15 protein-coding genes and 1 riboswitch are annotated in these 20520 nt (G+C 33.5%); of the genes, 1 reads left to right on the top strand and 14 read right to left on the bottom strand.

Going from position 1 to position 20520, the window contains the following annotated elements:
* Positions 1-52: 52 nt before the first annotated feature.
* From thrA to C8C85_RS10315, 8 genes are all read right to left on the bottom strand, one after another.
* Positions 53-2467, bottom strand: coding sequence for a bifunctional aspartate kinase/homoserine dehydrogenase I (gene thrA, locus C8C85_RS10350; protein ID WP_116797005.1), 2415 nt, complete (start codon positions 2465-2467; stop codon positions 53-55).
* Complete coding sequence (locus C8C85_RS10345; RefSeq protein ID WP_243412097.1) at positions 2464-3450, bottom strand: alpha/beta fold hydrolase; 987 nt, start codon at positions 3448-3450, stop codon at positions 2464-2466. Before C8C85_RS10345 ends, thrA begins: the two co-directional genes overlap by 4 nt.
* 77 nt (positions 3451-3527) lie before the next feature.
* Positions 3528-3635, bottom strand: a riboswitch (SAM riboswitch).
* Between the two features lie 237 nt (positions 3636-3872).
* Positions 3873-4082, bottom strand: a complete 210-nt coding sequence (locus tag C8C85_RS10340; protein WP_116797004.1) for a hypothetical protein — start codon at positions 4080-4082, stop codon at positions 3873-3875.
* 101 nt (positions 4083-4183) lie between these two features.
* Positions 4184-4435, bottom strand: coding sequence for a PLP-dependent transferase (locus C8C85_RS10335; protein ID WP_116797003.1), 252 nt, complete (start codon positions 4433-4435; stop codon positions 4184-4186).
* A 652-nt stretch (positions 4436-5087) separates the two neighbouring features.
* Positions 5088-6296: a sterol desaturase family protein gene (locus C8C85_RS10330; protein WP_116798453.1), complete on the bottom strand. Its 1209-nt coding sequence runs from the start codon at positions 6294-6296 to the stop codon at positions 5088-5090.
* A gap of 17 nt (positions 6297-6313) precedes the next feature.
* Entirely contained in the window at positions 6314-7420 is a 1107-nt protein-coding gene (locus C8C85_RS10325; protein WP_116797002.1) for an aspartate kinase, read from the bottom strand.
* Positions 7407-8408: an alpha/beta fold hydrolase gene (locus C8C85_RS10320; protein ID WP_116797001.1), complete on the bottom strand. Its 1002-nt coding sequence runs from the start codon at positions 8406-8408 to the stop codon at positions 7407-7409. Before C8C85_RS10320 ends, C8C85_RS10325 begins: the two co-directional genes overlap by 14 nt.
* 91 nt (positions 8409-8499) lie before the next feature.
* Positions 8500-9792, bottom strand: coding sequence for an O-acetylhomoserine aminocarboxypropyltransferase/cysteine synthase family protein (locus C8C85_RS10315; RefSeq protein ID WP_116797000.1), 1293 nt, complete (start codon positions 9790-9792; stop codon positions 8500-8502).
* Between the two features lie 693 nt (positions 9793-10485).
* Here C8C85_RS10315 and metK point away from each other — a divergent pair.
* Positions 10486-11736 carry a methionine adenosyltransferase gene (gene metK / locus C8C85_RS10310; protein WP_116796999.1) on the top strand — a complete coding sequence of 417 codons (1251 nt, stop codon included), beginning with the start codon at positions 10486-10488 and terminating at the stop codon, positions 11734-11736.
* Positions 11737-11877: 141 nt separating this feature from the next.
* Here metK and C8C85_RS10305 read toward each other — a convergent pair whose 3' ends face one another.
* The 6 genes from C8C85_RS10305 to mreC all read right to left on the bottom strand — a co-directional run bounded on the left by C8C85_RS10305 (position 11878) and on the right by mreC (position 20470).
* On the bottom strand, positions 11878-14580 hold the full coding sequence (locus C8C85_RS10305; protein ID WP_116796998.1) for a carboxypeptidase-like regulatory domain-containing protein: 2703 nt from the start codon (positions 14578-14580) through the stop codon (positions 11878-11880).
* A gap of 35 nt (positions 14581-14615) precedes the next feature.
* Entirely contained in the window at positions 14616-15509 is an 894-nt protein-coding gene (locus C8C85_RS10300) for a GLPGLI family protein (protein WP_116796997.1), read from the bottom strand.
* Between the two features lie 451 nt (positions 15510-15960).
* Positions 15961-17196, bottom strand: a complete 1236-nt coding sequence (gene rodA / locus C8C85_RS10295; protein WP_116796996.1) for a rod shape-determining protein RodA — start codon at positions 17194-17196, stop codon at positions 15961-15963.
* 10 nt (positions 17197-17206) lie between these two features.
* On the bottom strand, positions 17207-19144 hold the full coding sequence (gene mrdA, locus C8C85_RS10290) for a penicillin-binding protein 2 (protein ID WP_116796995.1): 1938 nt from the start codon (positions 19142-19144) through the stop codon (positions 17207-17209).
* Positions 19141-19647, bottom strand: a complete 507-nt coding sequence (gene mreD, locus C8C85_RS10285; RefSeq protein ID WP_116796994.1) for a rod shape-determining protein MreD — start codon at positions 19645-19647, stop codon at positions 19141-19143. Before mreD ends, mrdA begins: the two co-directional genes overlap by 4 nt.
* The gene (mreC, locus tag C8C85_RS10280) at positions 19640-20470 is read right to left on the bottom strand and encodes a rod shape-determining protein MreC (RefSeq protein WP_116796993.1); all 831 of its coding nucleotides are present in this window, start codon (positions 20468-20470) and stop codon (positions 19640-19642) included. Before mreC ends, mreD begins: the two co-directional genes overlap by 8 nt.
* Between the last annotated feature and the right edge of the window lie 50 nt (positions 20471-20520).

Below are 20520 nucleotides of genomic sequence, written 5' to 3'. Positions count from 1 at the left end.
CTATTCAAATTTTAAAACTGATTACTAAAAACCTGATCACTGATTACTTTTTTTATCCCTTGTCTGACAATCTCAAAATATCTCCAAAAACTCCTCTTGCCGTTACTGCCGATCCAGCTCCTGCTCCTTGAATAACGATAGGTCGGTCTCCGTAAGATTCTGTGTAAATTTCGAAGAACGAATCCGAACCTTTCAATCCACCCAAAGCAGTATCTTTTGGTACCGAAACCAGTTTCACTTCCAGATTTCCTTTGTCATTTTGCAAATCACCTGATAATTCTCCAATGTAACGCAATACGTGATTTGGCTCTTGATCTGCTTTAATTTTAGCATAAATAGGATCAAACTCTGATAATTTGTTTAAGAAATCCGAAACATCACCTTCGCGCAAATGCTCTGGAATTAAGTTCTGAATTGAAATCTCCTCAAACTCATTTTGCAAATCCAATTCTCTCGCCAAAATCAATAATTTTCTGCCTACGTCATTTCCGCAAAGATCTTCTCTTGGGTCTGGTTCGGTATAACCGTTATCGATTGCTTCTTTTAATATTTCACTAAACGGAGCGTCTTTCGCAGAGAAATTATTGAATAAATAACTTAACGTTCCTGAGAAAACTCCTTTTATTTTGGTAATATTTTCACCCGAAAGGTGTAATAATTTTATAGTGTCAATCAATGGTAAACCAGCACCAACATTAGTCTCATAAAGATACGTTTTTTGATTGTCTTCCAATACTTGTCGCAACTCTTTGTAAAACGAATAACTCAATGTATTTGCTACTTTATTCGACGAAATCAAATCGAAACTATTCTCAGCCAATTTGATATAATTTTCAACAAAAGAAGTACTTGCAGAATTGTCAATCGCAATTAAATTCTCCAAGTGATGCTCATTTGCATAAGCAATAACATCATCAATTGTGTATGAAGTTCCGTTGGTTTGGATTTCATTTCTCCAGTTTGGGGAAACGCCGTCTTTATTTAAAAGCACGCTTTTGGAATTGGCAATTGCAAAAACATTCAGTTTGATTCCTTTGCGTTTTTCAATAGCACCTTCAGATTCCAAAATTTGGTTAATCAGCGTTCCTCCAACCAATCCGTGACCAAAAATGGCAATATTTATTTTCTTCGAAACTCCAAAAATCTCTCCGTGAATTACATTCAACGCTTTGTTCAGCTCCGATTTTTTCACCACCAAACTCACGTTTTTACCCGTAACCGTGTTGTTGAAAAGGATAGGAACAATTTTATTTTTGATTAAAGCCGTGTAAGGTTTATGAAACGTGCTCAAATCCTGCCCGATAATCGAAATCACTGAAACATTGTCCGTAACCGTAATTTTATTGACGTCTTTCGAATAAAAATCATTTTCAAATTCTTTTTCCAATTCAATCATCGCGCGAGTCGCTTTATCAGCATCCACCACAAGCCCGATTCCTCTTTCGGATGAACCTTGCGAAATGATACTAACGCTAATTTCATTATCTCCCATCACTTTGAAAATACGTGCATCAACACCAGTTTTTCCAAGCAATCCTCTTCCTTCTAGATTCACCAAAGCCACATTTTCCAGAACCGAAAGCGTTTTAATTCCTTCTTTACCAACATTGGACGTAATTAAAGTTCCTTGATTTTCATGGTTGAAAGTGTTCAAAATACGAAGCGGAATATTTTTTTCCAACAAAGGAATAATGGTCTTCGCGTGTAAAATTGTTGCTCCAAAATTGGCCAACTCATTAGCCTCATTAAATGTCAAATGATCAATTTTCTTGGCATCTAAAACCAAATCAGGATTGGCTGTATAAATTCCGTCAACGTGAGTATAATTTTGAAGTTCCGTCGCATCAAGATAATTTGCCAGCAACGAAGCGGTGTAATTACTACCGTTTCTGCCTAAAGTAGTTGCTTCATTTTTACTATTGGAACCAATAAAACCCGTCACAACATTCACTGTTTCTCCATTGTGCTCCTTAAAATATGCTATCACATTTTTCTTCGAAAGCTGTTCAACCGGTTGCGCATCACCGTAATTCGAATCTGTTTTTATCAATTCTCTCGTATCCGAAAAATTTGCTTTTATTCCATTTTTAACCAAAATAGCAGTAAGCAATTTAGCTGAAATCAGCTCTCCTTTAGAAAGCACTTCATCCTTAATTTTTATGCTATAATCCCCAATCAGGCTAACTCCTTCAAAAAGTTTTTCCAATTTATTGAACTCTTCAGACAAATCCACATCGTCGTAAACATCTTGTTGATAGTTTTTAAAATCTTCAAAAAGCGGTTTATAATCCCCGTTTATAGAGGCCAAAGCCAGTATCTCTTCTAGTTCGTCCGTGGCATTTCCACGAGCCGAAACCACAACTGCAATCTGCTCCCCATTATTCACTTTGTCTGCAATAATTGCCACCACCTTATTTAGCCCGTCTCCGTTTGACAAAGACTTTCCTCCAAATTTTAATATTTTCATTTTGATATATTTTTTTCTAGCTTAAAAACTCCTTTAAGCAAATTGTCTAATTGTTTATATTCAATCAAAAAAGCATCGTGTCCGTGAATGGAATCAATCTCTTGAAACGTAACATTCTCTTTGTGTTTTTTTAATATCTCGTATGTTTCTTTATTTTCATTTACCGTAAAAAACAAATCAGAATTGATTCCAATAATATGGATATCAGCCTCAATTTGAGAAGCAACGGCAAGAAAAGATTCTCTGTTTCTGGAAATATCTATTGTTTTCAGCAATTGATTCATCAGCTTATACGCCGAAATCTGAAATCTTTTTTGCAATTTCTTTCCATGATGATTTAACCAACTTTCGATATTAAAAATGGCCAATTCCTCATTGGTAGTGCGATCAAATTTTGCCTTAAAAGATTCTGGAGTTCTATAGCACAACATTGCGTGAATACGAGCGTCTTCAATTGGCTTCGCCGAATTATTTAAAATTTGCTCCTGCAAAAAACAATTAGCAATCAACCAATCGGTAGATTTCCAGTCGGTTGCAATCGGAATTAAGTGTTTTGTTATTTGTGGTGACAATGCTGCAATTTCCCAAGCAATTCCACCCCCTACAGAGCCTCCGATAATAGCAAATAATTGATTAATTTGAAGTGCTTTAAGACCTTCTATAAAAAGTCTGGCCACATCTCTGGCTGTAAAATCCAAATAATTTTCGATAATGGTATCGTCAAAACCATTTCCCGGAACATTAAAAGCCAATATGGTGTATTGATTCGTGTCTATTGTTCTGTTTTCACCAATAAGTACATTCCACCATCCCTTTAAGCCCACCACTTGTGAATTACCGGTTAATGCGTGATTGACCAAAACAATAGGTGCTGTATGTAATGCCGGGCCAAAAAGATTATAACTCAAATTGATCGTAGCATAAAAAGCACCACTTTCGGTAGTGAAATTTTGTATTGTAATTGTGGTTGGTTTATTTTCCAATTTCAAATCTTTTTTGATTTTTTGATTTGTACCTGGAAATATTATGAAGAAAGCTAGAAAAACTAGTTGAATTCTTAGTGTTATCTTTCCACGTTTGGCGTGGTAGAATGCAGCACCTTCTTCGATAAATCGAAGGGTTGCTAAGGCTTCACCGGGTCTAATCCCTCTGCCTTTCTTTATAACATTTCAATACGTTTCTGAACTTAAAGGTGCAAATTAACTACAATTTTATGAAACAACCAAATTATTATTCAATTCATCTTTGAAACTATGATTGCTCAATCAATTAAAAATTGCCATGAAATGCACTAATTCTCACGAATTCCTTTTCTACTCAAAAAGGGATTTCGCGTTTTTATCCGTGCATTTCATGGCAAATAATTTTTACCTACACATTTCTTGAGGTACTCATCATATAAGTCTCAAATAAAAAGAGTTTCGTTTTCTTTAGAGTACATGTGAAACAATAAAGAACTTTTGCCTTTTCTAGCTTTCAAATCGAAGTTCTCATCCACATGAAACCTGGTGTGATCCAACTCTTTCATCGGGTTAAACGGTTCAACTTTTATTGCTCTTAAAATTGCTTTTTTTAGTAACTCTACTCTGCTTGTGATATATGTTATAGTTTTCATGATACTTTATTTTCGTAATTAATGTTTGTTTTTATGGCTTATATTTTAGTTTTATTTATAGCACAATGAGTTTCGTTTCCTAAAAAAAACAATTGTGCTTTTTATGCTTGTAATTCTATAAAAACTCTTGATAAACAAAAGCCTTTTAAATCCTTCCGATCTTCTATCCTTCTCGAGAGTCGAATCACATCTTTCTTTATTCCCTTGACGACCTGCTCTACATCTGACATCTGCTGACATCGTATACTGGCCGGGTGCATAATAAAGGATTTGGTGTTTTCAATATTGGCCGAAATAGAAAATAACTTTATATCGTCGGCCATATGTTTTACTGCAAAATTTGTTGCACTCATAATTTCTTCTTTTTATGGTTATTTTAAACAAAGCTTATTTAGCTTTTTATTTATTTTTTTAACTCTATTTTCTTGTCCTTTGAAGACAGAAAAACAAAAAACCCTTTCAGACACAAATCCAAAAGGGTTTTTAAGTTATATAATAAACTTATACTTTTGGAATCAACGTATACAAACACACACCATGGCGTACTTACGCATCATAATTTTCTTTGCCTGGCAAACGGTAATATTAATCGTGTAGAGTTGGGGCATGCTTAATTATTGTTTTACTTAATCTTATTGTTTTTTTAACCTTTAAATGACAAAAAAAAACCTCCCAAATTATTGAGAGGTTTTTTGCTATATATTATTTAATTTAAAATAAAGCTATATACACCTCCCCTTGCAGGTTTTCACCTGAATGGCTTTTTTAGACATATTGCATAAATTAAATTTCATTTTTCCTCTTTTTATTTCTGTTCAACAAATATCTAAACTTTTTTCCAATAATCCAAACGAGAAACTTAAATTTAATAATTAAGAAACAAATAATTAAATTCACAACATACTAAACATCAGGTTATTATTCAAAAAGAAAAAGCATAATCTGACATATTCCTACATTTTTTTAACAAAAATTTCTCATTTTGCTTTTTTTTGAAAACCCAAATCATGCCGAAAACAACAACTCTTGGTATTTTGAATGTATTGTTTGGTAAAACAGTACTCCAACTATCCCTATCAACACAATAGCAATAAGCAGCAGCGGATTTGGAAAAACAGAAAAAGCCAAATAACCAACAATCCCTATTCTCACAAACTCCAAATGAAAAATCCATTTTTTTTGTTCCAACATCGCTCCCGTGACAATGACACTCAAAATAATAAATCCTGTTAATAAAAATTCGCTAGAAATGCTTAAGTAGTTTGAAAAAAGAATGGTAAAAAACAAAACCGACATTGTTATGATTGTTTTTACAATAACTGCATTTATTAATTTCTTCGAATACTGAATATCTATTGCTTTTTTAGAAAACTTCCTTTCCAGAAGTGATCGTATCCTGCCATCAATGTCATTTGGCCCCCCAAAAATTACTTTCAGTTTCTGTTTGAACGTTTTTGCCATTCTAAAAGCAACACCTAACTCCAAAACATAATGAAAATGCTGCCACAAAAAACTGTAACTACCCAACGACTTGGTTAAACCGTATTGAGACTCATTAGTTTCTTCGACATAGGTTCCGAAAATTTTGTCCCATATAATCAGCATATCTCCATAATTTTTATCCAAATATTCCGGATTGCTGCTATGATGAACTCTATGATGTGATGGCGTAACTATAATATATTCTAACCAACCCAATTTCCCCACTAATTGAGTATGCGTAAAAAAAGGATAGGTTCCGTGAATAAGCAGCAATACTGTTATCATTTCTGCTTTGAAACCAATAATTGGCAAAACACACCAAAACAAACCTCTGGCAACGGCCTGAAAAACCGTTATCCTAGCTGCTGCTGTATAATTAAAATCATCACTTTGGTGATGCACAATATGTGTTGCCCAAAAAAGATTGACGGTATGCCCTAATCTGTGGTACCAATACCAAACCAAATCGGTTGCCAAAAACAAAAGAATCCAAGTTGTAGCCGATGATTCTATCGAGAAAATGGAAAAATTAGTATGGAGCCAAGAAAAAATAAAGAAAAAAGTCCCTGTGGTTAAAAGGTCAGAGATTCTTTCAGCAATTCCAACATTAATATTGGCAACACTTTCATTAAAATGATGAACTTCTTTATTTTTTCTTTTACTGATATAGTACTCCAAGAGCATGAATGATGCAAAAAATGGAACTGCAAAAGCTATGTAATTTAATTTCATTTGTTTTTCTATTTGCTCTAAAGCCAAATTGTTTCTTTTATTTTTATCTTTTCTGCCACTTTTAGAATATCCGTAAGAATTCCTCTGGCTATGATTTCCGTCTTTTTTCCTGAATTATTCCCATGTACAACTAACGGGACATTCCCGCGCGATTGAGTGTAGATTTCGAAAACAGTCTCCGACCCTTTCAATTTACCAATCGCAGAATTTATTGGTTCAGAAACTAATTTGACTTCCAATTTATCTTCTGGAATAGAAATCTCACCGATATATCGCAACACTTCATTTTTTACCAAAGTAACTTTGGCTATTTCAAGATATTTATCAAGGACAGCCGCATCGTAATGAAATTTAGATTTGAGATGTGCTCCATCTAAATCATTATACAAAAGAGAATTGATTTTTATATCTAAGAACTCTGCATTTTTTCCCAATTCTCTAGCTAAAACAAGCAACTTCTTGGCAACCCCAATACCCGAAAGTTCATCTCTAAAATCTGTTTTTAGCAGACCCGTTTTTTCAGCATCTTTTAGTATAGTTGAAAAAGGCAAATCCTCGGATGAAAACCTATTCAAAATATAGCTTAATGAATCTGAAAAAACACCTCTGATTTTAGTTATTCTTTCTCCCGAATAATACAAATCACTTATTATCTGCAAGACTGGGATCCCTGCTTCAATATTAGTCTCATACAGAAAAGTCTTGTCGTACTTCTTTAGATTTCTTCGTATTTCTTTATAAAAATCAATATGTAATATATTCGCATTTGGATTGGCAGCAACAATATTAAATCCATTTTGAATTAAAGGAATATACTGTTTCACTAACTCTGAACTTGAAGTTGCATCAACTGCAATTATATTTTCAAGTCCTTGATTTTTGGCAAACTCAATAATGTCGGATACTGTAAAAGGAATTGCCAATTGGTCAAAATTAGCCTCCCAAACATTTTTGACTCCTTCTTTTTCAAAAAAAGCCAAAGTTGAGTTGGTAATTATAGGGAAACGCAAATCAATATTCCTTTTTTCCTGAAAGAATTGCTGACTCTCAAGAACTTGATTTATTAATGCGCTCCCAACATTGCCAATTCCAAAAAGGATAACATTTATTCTAAGCGCTGACATAAGTTTGTTCTTTATGATAGTTAAAAATAGGTTTCAAAATATCAGATAATTGATTGAACTCTATTAAATAGGCATCGTGCCCGTGAATTGATTGAATTTGGTGATAAAAAACATTCTGTTTCTTATTGGTCAACTTTCTATAAGTTTTGCGAGTTTCCTCGGCGATAAATAGATAATCCGTATCAACAGTAATTAAATGAATATTGGCCTCAATAGCACTGGCGACCGTTAAAAAGTCAGGTCTGTTTGTAGTAATATCAATTGTTTTAAGCAAATGATTCATCAACTTATAAGCAGCCAATCGGTATCTGCTTTTTAATTTAAATCCATGGTCCAGCAACCAGTTTTCTATCTGCAAAACGGACAATTCATCCAATTTACTTCTCTTAAATCTTTGATTTACATATTCCGGAGTTCTATATAATAATGTCGCATGCAAACGTGCATCCACAATCGGATCATCCGAATGATTCAGAATTTGGTCTTGAATCAAAACATTGGCAATAACCCAATCGGTAGCTTTCCAATCAGTTGCTATCGGAATCAGATTATCAATTCTATCAGGTTGCAACGCGGCCATTTCCCATGCTATTGCTCCTCCCAAACTTCCACCAATAACGGCATAAACATTTTTTATCTTTAAGAAAAACAGTCCTTCCCAAAAAATGCGGGCAATATCACGAATACTATAATCCCGATAATTATCAATCAAATTATCAACGCTGTCATCGAATCCATTTCCAGGAATATTAAAAGCGATAACCGTAAAGAAATCGGTATCAACTGCCCTTTTTTCCCCAACAATTCCACTCCACCATCCTTTCTCTCCAGTTACATTAGAGTTTCCAGTTAAAGAATGATTCACCACTACAACAGGAGCGCTACCTAATGGTTGTCCAAAAACTTGATAAAACAAAGGAAGGTAAGACTTCTGTTTCCCTATTTCTAAATCAAAATTAAAGAGATCTATTTTTTCTAAATTTTCCATTTTGAATATTTTTTAAGTTGTTTTTTTTTAAACTGCCTTAGACTATAATCAATAACTAAGACAGTTTTACCTAACAAAAACTAACACTTTCTCATACCAATTGAGGCGTTTTGATGGTTTCGAAAACAGCTTTCAAATCTGCTTTTAAATCATCTATATCTTCCAATCCAACAGAAAGTCGTATTAAGTCTTTTGTTACTCCAGTTGCAATTTGCTCCTCATCGGATAATTGCTGATGTGTTGTACTGGCAGGATGAATAATTAGTGATTTGGTATCACCAATATTGGCCAATATAGAAAACAGTTTAGTGTTATCAGCTACTTTTTTGGCGGCTTCAAAACCTGCTTTTAGTCCAAAAGTCACCACACCACTTTGCCCTTTTGGCAAATATTTTTGCACCAAAACATAATACTTACTCGATTTCAATCCCGGATAGTTCACCCAGGCAACTTCGTCCTGAAGTTCCAGCCATTGAGCTAATGCCAAAGCATTCTCACTATGTCTTCTGATGCGAATTTCTAAGGTTTCTAAACCCTGTATGATTTGAAAAGCATTAAACGGACTCAAAGCTGCCCCAAAATCACGCAATCCTTCAATACGTGCTTTTGCAATAAAAGCTGCATTTCCTAATGCTTCGTGGTAAATCAATCCGTGATAACCAACAGAAGGTTCAGTGAATTCTGGGAATTTCCCGTTGCTCCAATCAAATTTTCCTGCATCAATGATTACTCCGCCTAAGGAAGTTCCGTTTCCGGAAATGTATTTGGTCAAAGAATGAATTACGATATCCGCTCCATACTCAATTGGATTCAACAAATAAGGAGATGCGACAGTATTATCAACTATAAAAGGAACTTTGAAAGCTTTGGCTTCATCCGAAATCGCTTTTAAATTCAGCACATCCAATTTTGGATTCCCTAAACTTTCCACAAAGAAGGCTCTGGTATTTTCCTTGGCGGCTTTGGTGAAATTTTCAGGATCTGTTGGATCCACAAATGTGGTTGTGATGCCTAATCTAGGCAATGTCACTTTTAACAAATTATAAGTTCCTCCATATAAACTGTTCGAAGCCACAATATGATCACCAGCCTTTAGCAATACTAATAATGCTGTCGAAATTGCCGATGCTCCAGAAGCGGTAACTACTGCTCCAATTCCTCCCTCAAGAGTTGCCAATCGTTGTTCCAGAATATCATTGGTTGGATTATTTAATCTGGTGTAAATATAACCAGCCTCGGCAAGACCAAATAAATTGGCTGCATGGTCTGAACTATTAAATACATACGAAGTGGTTTGATAAATTGGAACAGCTCTGGTTCCGCCATTTTTAGTTACATCGTGTCCTGCGTGTAATGCGTTTGTTGCAAATTTTTGTGTGCTCATGATTTTAAGTTTTTAAATATTATATTATTGGTTTTAATGATTTTGCTTTACATTTTGAATAAATTCTGGAAATAAAAAAACCCTTTTGGATGATTTACCAAAAGGGTTAATAGTTTGACTATAACAAGGATTAAATCCTTCACTTTTGGCAATAGCGAATTGGGATGCACATACACATCATACAACACATTATCATTTTATTCCCTATTGTTCTCATCTCTTTACTTATTTGTTTAAAACCAAAATCCTATTTCTTAAAAAAGGACTTTTCATATATTTTTAAATAATTACAATAACACGTTCCATAAAAATTTTCATCATCATACAACACCTATTTCGTATCATTAGTTTCAGTTTATTCCTATTTGATGAAGCAAATGTGCAAACTATTTATTAAACCACCAAGCAAAAATCAATTTATTTTTATAAATTCTATAGAATTAGTAGAACTTGTTAAATTCCTCTTAATTAATTAAAAAAAACAAAAGAATAATTTGCAATTCAAAATGGTTTCATACATTTGCACCCGAATACGAGAGGAAAAATTTGAACTGATTGCAACCTCTTCATAATGAAACGAATTCATTATGGATGCTGAAAAATTTTCAGTAGAAAAAATGCTAAAGCAGAAACTCTCCTTTAGCCTTTCTAGCAATTGTTTTTCCTCGATTAATTTTAAAATTTATAATTATTATGGCTTATTTATTTACGTCAGAATCTGTAAGTGAGGGACACCCAGACAAAGTTGCAGATCAAATTTCAGATGCATTAATTGATAACTTTTTGGCATTTGATGCTGACTCAAAAGTAGCTTGTGAAACGTTGGTTACAACTGGTCAAGTAATTTTGGCTGGTGAAGTAAAGTCAAATACCTATCTTGATGTACAACAAATTGCTCGCGAAGTGATTCGTAAAATTGGTTATACAAAAAGCGAATATATGTTTGAAGCCAATTCTTGTGGTATTCTTTCGGCAATTCACGAACAATCTGCAGACATTAATCAAGGTGTTGACAGAGCTAGTAAAGAAGAGCAAGGAGCTGGAGACCAAGGAATGATGTTTGGTTATGCAACGAATGAAACTGAAAATTATATGCCATTGGCACTTGATTTATCTCATAAATTATTGCAGGAATTAGCAATTTTGAGACGTGAAAATAACGAAATCACTTATTTACGTCCTGATGCAAAATCTCAAGTTACTTTAGAATACAGCGATGACAACAAGCCAACACGTATTGATGCTATCGTAATTTCTACACAACATGATGATTTTGATGAAGAGGAGGCTATGCTTGCTAAAATCAAAAAAGACATCATCGAAATATTGATTCCAAGAATCATTGCAAAAAATCCTGCTCATGCTCATTTATTCAATGATAAAATTCAATACCATATTAACCCTACTGGGAAATTCGTAATTGGAGGACCACACGGAGATACTGGATTGACAGGAAGAAAAATCATTGTAGATACTTACGGTGGAAAAGGAGCTCACGGTGGTGGTGCTTTCTCCGGAAAAGACCCAAGTAAAGTAGACAGAAGTGCTGCTTATGCTACACGTCATATTGCAAAAAACCTTGTTGCAGCTGGTGTTGCTGATGAGATTTTGGTACAAGTTTCGTATGCAATTGGAGTAGCAAAACCAATGGGTATTTTTATTGATACTTACGGAACATCAAAAGTGAATTTGACTAATGGTGAAATTGCTAAAAAAGTAGAAGCTATTTTTGATATGCGTCCTTACTTCATCGAACAACGTTTGAAATTAAGAAATCCAATCTATAGCGAGACTGCGGCTTACGGTCATATGGGACGTACTCCAGAAACCGTTACAAAAACTTTCTCTGCTCCAGGTGGATTAACTAAAACAGTAACTGTTGACTTATTTACTTGGGAAAAATTAGATTTTGTTGATCAAGTAAAAGCTGCTTTTGGATTGTAAAAAATCTAAATTCATTATACAAAAAAACCATTCGATATCGAATGGTTTTTTTTTGCACAGAATAGAAGGCTTTTTTGATTTATGAAAAACAATTAACTACCAACGTAAACATTAAACAAAAAAGCGACAATGCTTCTATTCTTAGATATTATACTTCATAGAAAAAATAACATATCTTGGCTGTACAGTATATTGTGAGGCCCTCGTGGAAAATTGAGAGAAACTATCCTCATTTATGGATTTTGTATTCAAGATATTCGTACCGCTAATTTTATACTCCAACTTACTGCCCTTCTTTTGATAAATCAAACTGGCACTCAAAAAATCATACTTATTGTCAACCGTCTTTTCATTATTGTAATAGTGATAAAACTCATACTCTGTCACAAGTGAAAAGCAATCCAAGAAGTAATAATCTAATTTTGCAAATGGTTTATCCGTGTAAAAAACAGTGCTGTCGTAGTTATTAATTACAGCATTGTAACCAATTTCCAAGTTTGGAAGATCTTTATAATTGGTAGCTCCTTTTATTGTATAACTTTGGGTAAAACTCTCTTTGGAAGACAATACATTGTTTTGTATATTATTAAAAAGAGACCAATTTATATTAGCTGCCAAAGATGCTTTATAATTTTTAAGAAAAGAACGTCCGTAAGATCCGCTTCCGGATATTGTTTCATCTGCAAAATCCGAATTATATGGCATTGAAGATTGGTTTACACCATCATAGAAAGCTTTGGTTTTTACTGCATCAATTTGCTTGGAATACGTTAAAAATGCAGTTATGTTTTCCATATTAAACATATTGTATTTAAAATAACGCAACGAATGCTGTATGGCTGTTGCATTTTCAAGTGCTCTGCTTCCTTTTCTTAGGCTATTATAATTGGTTAACACAAAACCTTCAGCCAATTGGTTAATATCCGTAAAGCTATTGGTGTAAGAGTAATTATAGGTCAATGTTTCTGATTTCTTAATTTGATAAATTGCCAAAAAATCAGGCAAAAATCTAGAGAAATTTTGGGTAAAATCAGTTCCTAATTGTTTGTTAGTCATATTGTAACTATGTATGCTCACACCAGGCGTGAACGTAAACTTTCCGGTTAAAATCTTATAATGGAGTCCCAAAAAGGCATCATCAAAATTGTAATTGACATCATTTACATTGACAGGATTGTCTAAGTAATTAACCTCTTGATTATCTAAAATTTGATAAATACTGGAATCAAAATTTTGATACGAATACGTATTTCCCAATGTGATATTGATATTGCTTTTTAGCGTAAGCATATAAAAATAATCCACTTTTGCATCAAGCTTACTGGTCGTCACGAAACGATTTTGAGTAATATCATTTCTGTTCTGCCCTGGAATATATCCCGCTAAATTAAAGGGTTGGGATTTTAAGTTTGCATTATAAAAAGGATCTTCCTCCTGATACAAATGCTGCATTTCGACAGCAAAAATATTTTTCTCATTTAGTGTGTAAAACAAACTTAGATTTTGATTTACTGAAATTGGCGATTGCTTCTTTGACGTATTAATAATTTCAGTAGTCGAAACATTATTGACAATAGATTCCCTCACCAAAGGAGATTCCTCATCTTGTTTGGACAATTTTGTCAAAACATCATAATCAAACTGAAAGTCTGTTGATGGCTTGTAACTGGAACTCAGCTTGAACATTCCCAAATTGCTTTTTTGATTTGCCAATTCTTTTTTATTCTCGGTTGATTGAATCTCGGAAGAATTGGGCTCTAAAACATTAGTCTGCGATAGCGTTTCCAAATCGGTAATTGACGAAGATATAATGCCAAAACCACTTAAACTCCAAGCTTTGTTTACATTATAGGAGAAGTTTGCCGCTCCAAATTGAGTTTCAATTTCTTTGGCTCGGTTGTTCCTTAAAAGTGAAATTCCTAAATCATTCGAAGAAATATTAAAACTGGAACCTCCTTTGGCCATCATACCTCGAAATCCACCGGTCATCTTAATATAATCTTGAATTGTCAATGGCAATTCGCCAATATTATTAAAATTAGAAATTAGGTTAATGCTGTATTTTGGACTGTAATAAAACACTTTTGGGTTAATCACATAACGGCTATCTGTTTGCGCAACTCCTATACCTGCAGTCATATCTCCAAACCAGAAATTCTTTTTTCCTGATTTTAGTTTGATATTCATAGCGACATTGTCTTGATTGTTTTCAACTCCTTTAAGAATAGAATTTTCATTGAAATTTCGAAGCACCTGAACCTTATCAATGGCATCTGCTGGAATATTTTTAACGCCTAATTTGGTATCACCGTCAAAGAAATCTTTACCTTCCACCATTAATTTGGTTACTTTTTTTCCTTCAACCTCGATTTCGCCATCTGCATTTACTTCTACTCCTGGTAACTTTTTCAAAACATCTTCAAGTTTTCTCTCTGTTCCCGATTTAAAAGAATCGGCATTATAGACAATTGTATCTCCTTTGATAGAAACCGGCATTTCTCGAACAATTTCAACTCCGTCAAGTTCAATCCCACCAGAATCCATCACAATGCTTTGTGTCATATTTTCATTGGAAGTAGTCATTGCCATTTCCTTATTCTTCATTCCAAGGTAACTGATCTTTATGGAATACTTGGTATTGGTTTTCAGGTTCAAAATAAACTTTCCTTTGTCATTGGTAATGGCATAGGAATCCATTGCTTTGGTATCACTATTCACAGCCATAACATTGGCCATTTCAAGAGGAGTTTTATTACTGTCAAGAACTATTCCGTCAAATCGAATATTTTGGGAAAAAGAAACAGTCGTAAGAAGCAATAAAATGAGGTACGGTAGTTTTTTCATTTAGAATTCTCTCTAAAATTAGTTTTTTGATGCAATTATCCTCCAATTCTCATTGGCATTCCGCCACCGTTCCCTCTGTTTTTCTCTCTCATTTCCCTCATTTCTTCCATTTTTTTAACTACAATATCATCGTACTCTTTCTGAGAAACCACTTTTCCATTTGTAGCTTCTTTGATTTGAGCTTTATCCTTAACATTCATCACCACTTTAGAACATAGAATGGTAGTTTTTCCATCGTTGACTTCCAAAATCAATCCAGGCAAACCCCAATAATTTTCAGGCCCTTGGTTAACAGGAATTTCAGGAGTGTACCAAGCAGTAACTGTAACCTCTTTAGGCATTTCTATTTCAGACATAAAAGAAGTTTTTTTGTCTTTATCTTCTGTTTTTACTGTTTCTGGTTTATCCTGATTTTTAGGTCTAAAGTTTCTAAAATCGGTTTTGCTGACTGGCCGAACGGCAGTTGCTTTAAAACAATTGTATCCTCCAATAACTCTCGTTTCAGACTCCATTTTCCATTTTAAATCAGGAAGCGAATCTTTAATCAAAAACTCTTTTCCCATAAATTCTTTATCAACTGTATAGGTTTTACTTTTTACATTTTTATAAAAAGTTCCTCCACCGCCCATCATGGAACTCATCATACGCATTCCACCACCTTCTTGTCCAGGAGCATCCAGTTTTTCCTCTTCTTTGTAAATTGATGCAGATTTATCGAAATTGAGTATAAATGTCTTTTCAAACATTTTTTTCATTCGCTCTTCCATATTCTTTTGCATTTCTGGAGTGATGTCTCTATTTCCTTGCATTCGGTTTTTAAAATCCGAAGTACTGGTTTTAGATTCATAAACTGCCATCCCTTGAAATTCTTGGGCATGCATTTGGATTGTTGTTATTACCAAAGCGAAAGTGAGAACTAATTTTTTCATATGTTGCTATTTATTAATTAAATTATGAAAAGCATAAGAACTATACAATTTTAAGTTTACCCTTTTAAAATACTATTCTTCAAGTTAGTATTTTCTAGATACTGACTATTGAAAAACAACTATACCAACCGTTTCCATATAGAAACTACTTTCAAAGATACTCTTAACATCTCTGCTTCAAAAATTGAATATACAAATGGGTAAAAACTAAAGATAGATAGCGATTATATCCAGATAAAAGATATTAGACACTGTTTTTCGCTGAAGGTTTAAAATGCAAATACTCAGAAAGGTAAAAAAATAAGATTTTGGTTCAAAAAAAACACAAATTAAGAAAGTATCTACCTCCTTTAATGACTAAATTTTCACTTTTAGAAAGATAAAATTTAGAAATGAGAAGCCAAACAAGTAAAAATTTGAAGAAAAAAATTAGAGTTTTAATTAAACCTATTTACCACTCATTTACTTTATTGGCATCCATTTTAATAAAAATGAACAGTAAAATGGTGAATCCCCACAAACCTGATCCTCCATAAGAAAAGAAAGGCAATGGCACTCCTATGGTTGGAAAGACTCCTACAACCATAGCAATATTTACAAAAAAGTGTGTAAATAATATTCCCGCAACACAATAACCATATACTCTACTGAATTTGGTCTTCTGTCTTTCGGCAAGATAGATTATTCTAAGAAATAAACCAGCGAAAAGACCTATCACTACTAAGGATCCAACAAATCCCCATTCTTCACCAACTGTAGTAAAAATATAATCGGTATGTTGTTCAGGTACAAAACCTCCTTTGGTTTGAGTGCCTTCAAGAAATCCTTTCCCAAACCAGCCACCAGAACCAACAGCGATCTCAGATTGATTGGTATTATATCCAATACCTTTCATATCTACCTCTTTTCCTAACAATATATTAAAACGATCACGGTGGTGTTGTTTGAAAACGTTCGTAAAAACATAGTTTACAGATAATACAAAACCAGATATGGCTACAAAAATCATACTACTCAACACAACGTTTCGGTCTCCAATTCTCGATTTGTAATGTATAAGAACAATAACCAATAAAGCCATCAAAATAACATACTGAGGCTCTAAAACCAGAGTTAACATAAAAAGCAATATAGTTATAAAACCTGTCCATACATACCAAGACGGCAATCCTTCTCTAAACAAAACAATAATAAAAATACTATATATTAAGGCGCTTCCTGGATCGGGCTGTGGCAAGATGAGCATAACCGGCAAAAATACAATTGCCAATGCCTGTATTTGTCTATTAACATCTTTCAAGTTTATTTGTGTATCACTTAGATACTTAGCCAATGCCAAAGATGTAGCTGCCTTTGCAAACTCAGAAGGCTGCAAAGTAAAACTTCCGAATCCATACCAACAGCGTTGACCTGCAATTGTTTTACCAAAAGCAAACAAACCTAACAAGGATAGTAAGGAAATCACAAATATGATGCTGGCATATTTTTCATAAAATTTACCATCAATATATAATAAAATAAAAATCAAAGGAACAGATAAAGCAATAAATATAGCTTGCTTCTCATAAGTCCCCTCAGTTGAAGACAATGAAGAAGAATATATATTTAACCACCCCAAAAACACAAGTAAAATGTAGATAATGATACATATCCAATCAATATTGCTTGATAAACTTTGATTTTTCATTTGATATGAATTATTGTTTTTTGGTTTTTAAAGAATCTAATTTTTGAGCTGCTTTTATTTTACTGTTTGTAATAGAATCTTGAATACGCAATTGTTTTTTCACTTCTTCTGAAAGACCTCCAAGTTTGGCGTAACGCCCTTGTAAACTGATATTCAAAACTCGAGTTTCTAAATCGGTTCTTGTGATTTTTTTTCTAAGGTATTTTTCTATCATTAAACTGGCAATTGGTCCAGCAATAGTAGCACCAAAACCTCCGTTTTCTACCAAAACAGCGATGGCAATTTTCGGGTTATCTTTTGGAGCAAAAGCAACAAAAATTGAGTGATCTTGCATTTTGGTTCTTACTCCATCAATTTTGGCAAAATTTTCGGCTGTTCCTGTTTTTCCACAAATGTCGATTCCTTCAACTCTTAAGGCATAGGCGGTCCCATGGTTATAAACATCAAATAAACCTTGAATCATAGGAGGAAAATATTTTTTGTCAATAGTTGTAACATGCTTTGTCGTAAATTTAGTATCGATTTTCTCTCCTTTTATTTTCTTAATAATATGAGGAGTGTAATAGTACCCTTCATTAGCAACAGCAGACATCATATTGGCCAATTGTATAGGAGTCATTAATACTTCTCCTTGACCAATGGCATTGGATATAATTGTTTTTCCACTATAGCCCCAACCAGGATACATTTTTTCATAGGTTTTGGAAGTCGGAATCTTTCCTTTTCTACCAGTTGGCAAATCGTAACCCATAAATTGACCTAATCCAAAACTCTTAACGTGATTGCTCCATACATCCACAGCATAAGGGGCCTTATATTTTCCAATAGTTCTCAAATACACATTCGAAAAATAAGCATTACAAGACTTGTAAATACCTACATTGAGACTTCTAGGTCCAAAAATACCACAGTGACATCCTTGAAATCGGCCTGGAGCATAATAAAAACCATGATTACAGACAAAAGTAGTTTGCTCATCTATTACTCCTTCTTGCAGTCCAACTAGACCTGTCATAATTTTAAAAGGAGAACCTGGTGGGTATTCGGCCAATAATCCTCTGTCATAAAGCGGTTTTGCTATAGAATCATGGTATAATTTTGTGTAATTTTTCGAGCGTTGTCTTCCCACCAAAATTCCAGGATCATAGGAAGGAGCCGTTACAAGTGCTAAAATCTCTCCAGTTTTGGGTTCAATTGCTACTATTCCTCCTCGTTTATTGATCATTAATTGTTCACCGTACTTTTGGATTTCTGCATCAATAGTTAGATTTATATCTTCCCCTTGAACAGCAATAGTGTCAAATTTACCTTCTTTATAAGAACCTATTTCTCGATTGAATTTATCTTTTTGAAAATATTTAACCCCTTTGACACCGCGAAGGATTTTTTCATAACTTTCTTCAACTCCTTGTTTACCAATTAAATCTCCGCTTTTATAATAATGGTTTTTTTCAATTAGTTTATCATTGACCTGTGTTATAAATCCAAAAATATTGGCCCCAAAATCAACTTCGTAATCACGCAAGGCACGTTTTTGGAAATAGAACCCTTCGAACTTTCTGATTTTTTCCTGAAAAGCGGCAAACTCATTTTTGTTCAATTGGGCCAAAAATACCGAAGGTAATCTTGGACTGTAGACTTTTGCTTTTTCAATCCTTTTTATGAAATCTTCTTTCGTAATATTCAATAATTTACAAAACTCAAGAGTGTCTGTATTATTAAGCTCTCTAGGAATTACCATTATATCATACGATGGCTGATTGGCAACTAATAACACTCCATTTCTATCATAAATATAACCTCTCTCTGGATAATCATATTTGATTTTAATTGCATTATTTTCTGATTTTAGCTTAAAAGAATCGTCTATAATTTGCAAGTAAAAAACACGTATGAGTAACAAAGATGCACCAATAATAATTAAAGCTGGCAACAAGACTTTTCTCATCTTTTATTTGGCTTTATTAGGTAAATAAGAATAATACAGGTTAGAATAGTAAACAGTGTGCTTAGAAAAGTTCTAAGTAGAACATCTAAGATGAAAGTAATTTGAAAAGATTCTAATAAGAATAAGGCGATATGATGTGTCATAACTGACAATAAAATAAACGTAAATCGCTCTGGAGTCAAAACATCATTTAGTTTTATAGTTTGATATTCATAACTCAATCCAAATGAAAATTTAAAAAAGTAAGGTCTTAAATAAGCTAAAAGGACACATGCTGTAGCATGAACTCCTCCCGAATTAGAGAATAAATCCATAATTAAACCCAGAAAAAAACTAGCGATAAGCAGATTGGCTTTGTTTCCGTTTACAGGGTAAAGAATGATGAAAAGGATATAGGGAAATGCACTTACATAACCTCCGAAATTCATATTATTAAAAACTAGAATTTGTAAAGCTAATAAGAGCACAAAACGAAAAATATTCACTAACAACGTGCTATTCATCTTTTTTTCTTTGGTTTTCTAAATTTTTAATTTCTTCGCTGTTTTCAGATTTTATGATATAAACATGACCTAGATTAGTCATATCATTAAATAGTTTTACTCTGATAGTGTAATAATGAGTTTTGTCACCAGGGATAAATATTTTATCTATTGTACCAATTCCAATGTTTTCTGGGAATATAACCGATTGTCCACCAGTAACGATTGTGTCCCCTTTTCGAATACTAGCTAATCTTGGTACGTCAATCAATTGTACAAAACCTGCATTTTTCCCATCCCAATTCAAAGTCCCAAAATGATCTGAATTCTTGATTTTGGCATTAATCTGAGATTTAGTATTCAATATACTAATTACAGTAGAATAATTTGCAGATACATTATCGATGATACCAACAATTCCCAAGCTATTAATAACTCCCATATCAGGCTTAACGCCCAATTTTGAACCTGAATTCAAAGTTAAAAAATTCTCGTACACATTATATGAATTATGAATCACTTTGGATACAATAATGTCTTTTGGCAGAACACCTTTCAGGCTGTCTAAATTAGGAATCTTGGCGGAATCTTGAGTTTTAAACAACAAACTTTTCAAGTTGGCATTTTCGCGCGCAAGTTCATCATTTTGTTCTTTTAAGTGAAGGTATTCTTCCACAGAATTTATTCTCTCATAAACACCACCACTCAGAAAATTAGCGGAACTGATGACTTTACTTCTATGAAAAGAATGAGATTGTATGGTAAGGGATAACGCAATACCCAAAAGCAGCAAAAACAGTATTCTATTACTGTTTTTTATAATAAATGAAAATATTTGCTGCATTTCTTAACGGTATATTGAATGTTAGATATAAAGTAACTTCAGTAAAAAGG

It is taken from the genome of Flavobacterium sp. 103 (assembly GCF_003096795.1).
Lineage (GTDB): Bacteria > Bacteroidota > Bacteroidia > Flavobacteriales > Flavobacteriaceae > Flavobacterium.
This window is presented reverse-complemented; position numbering and strand designations above follow the sequence as displayed.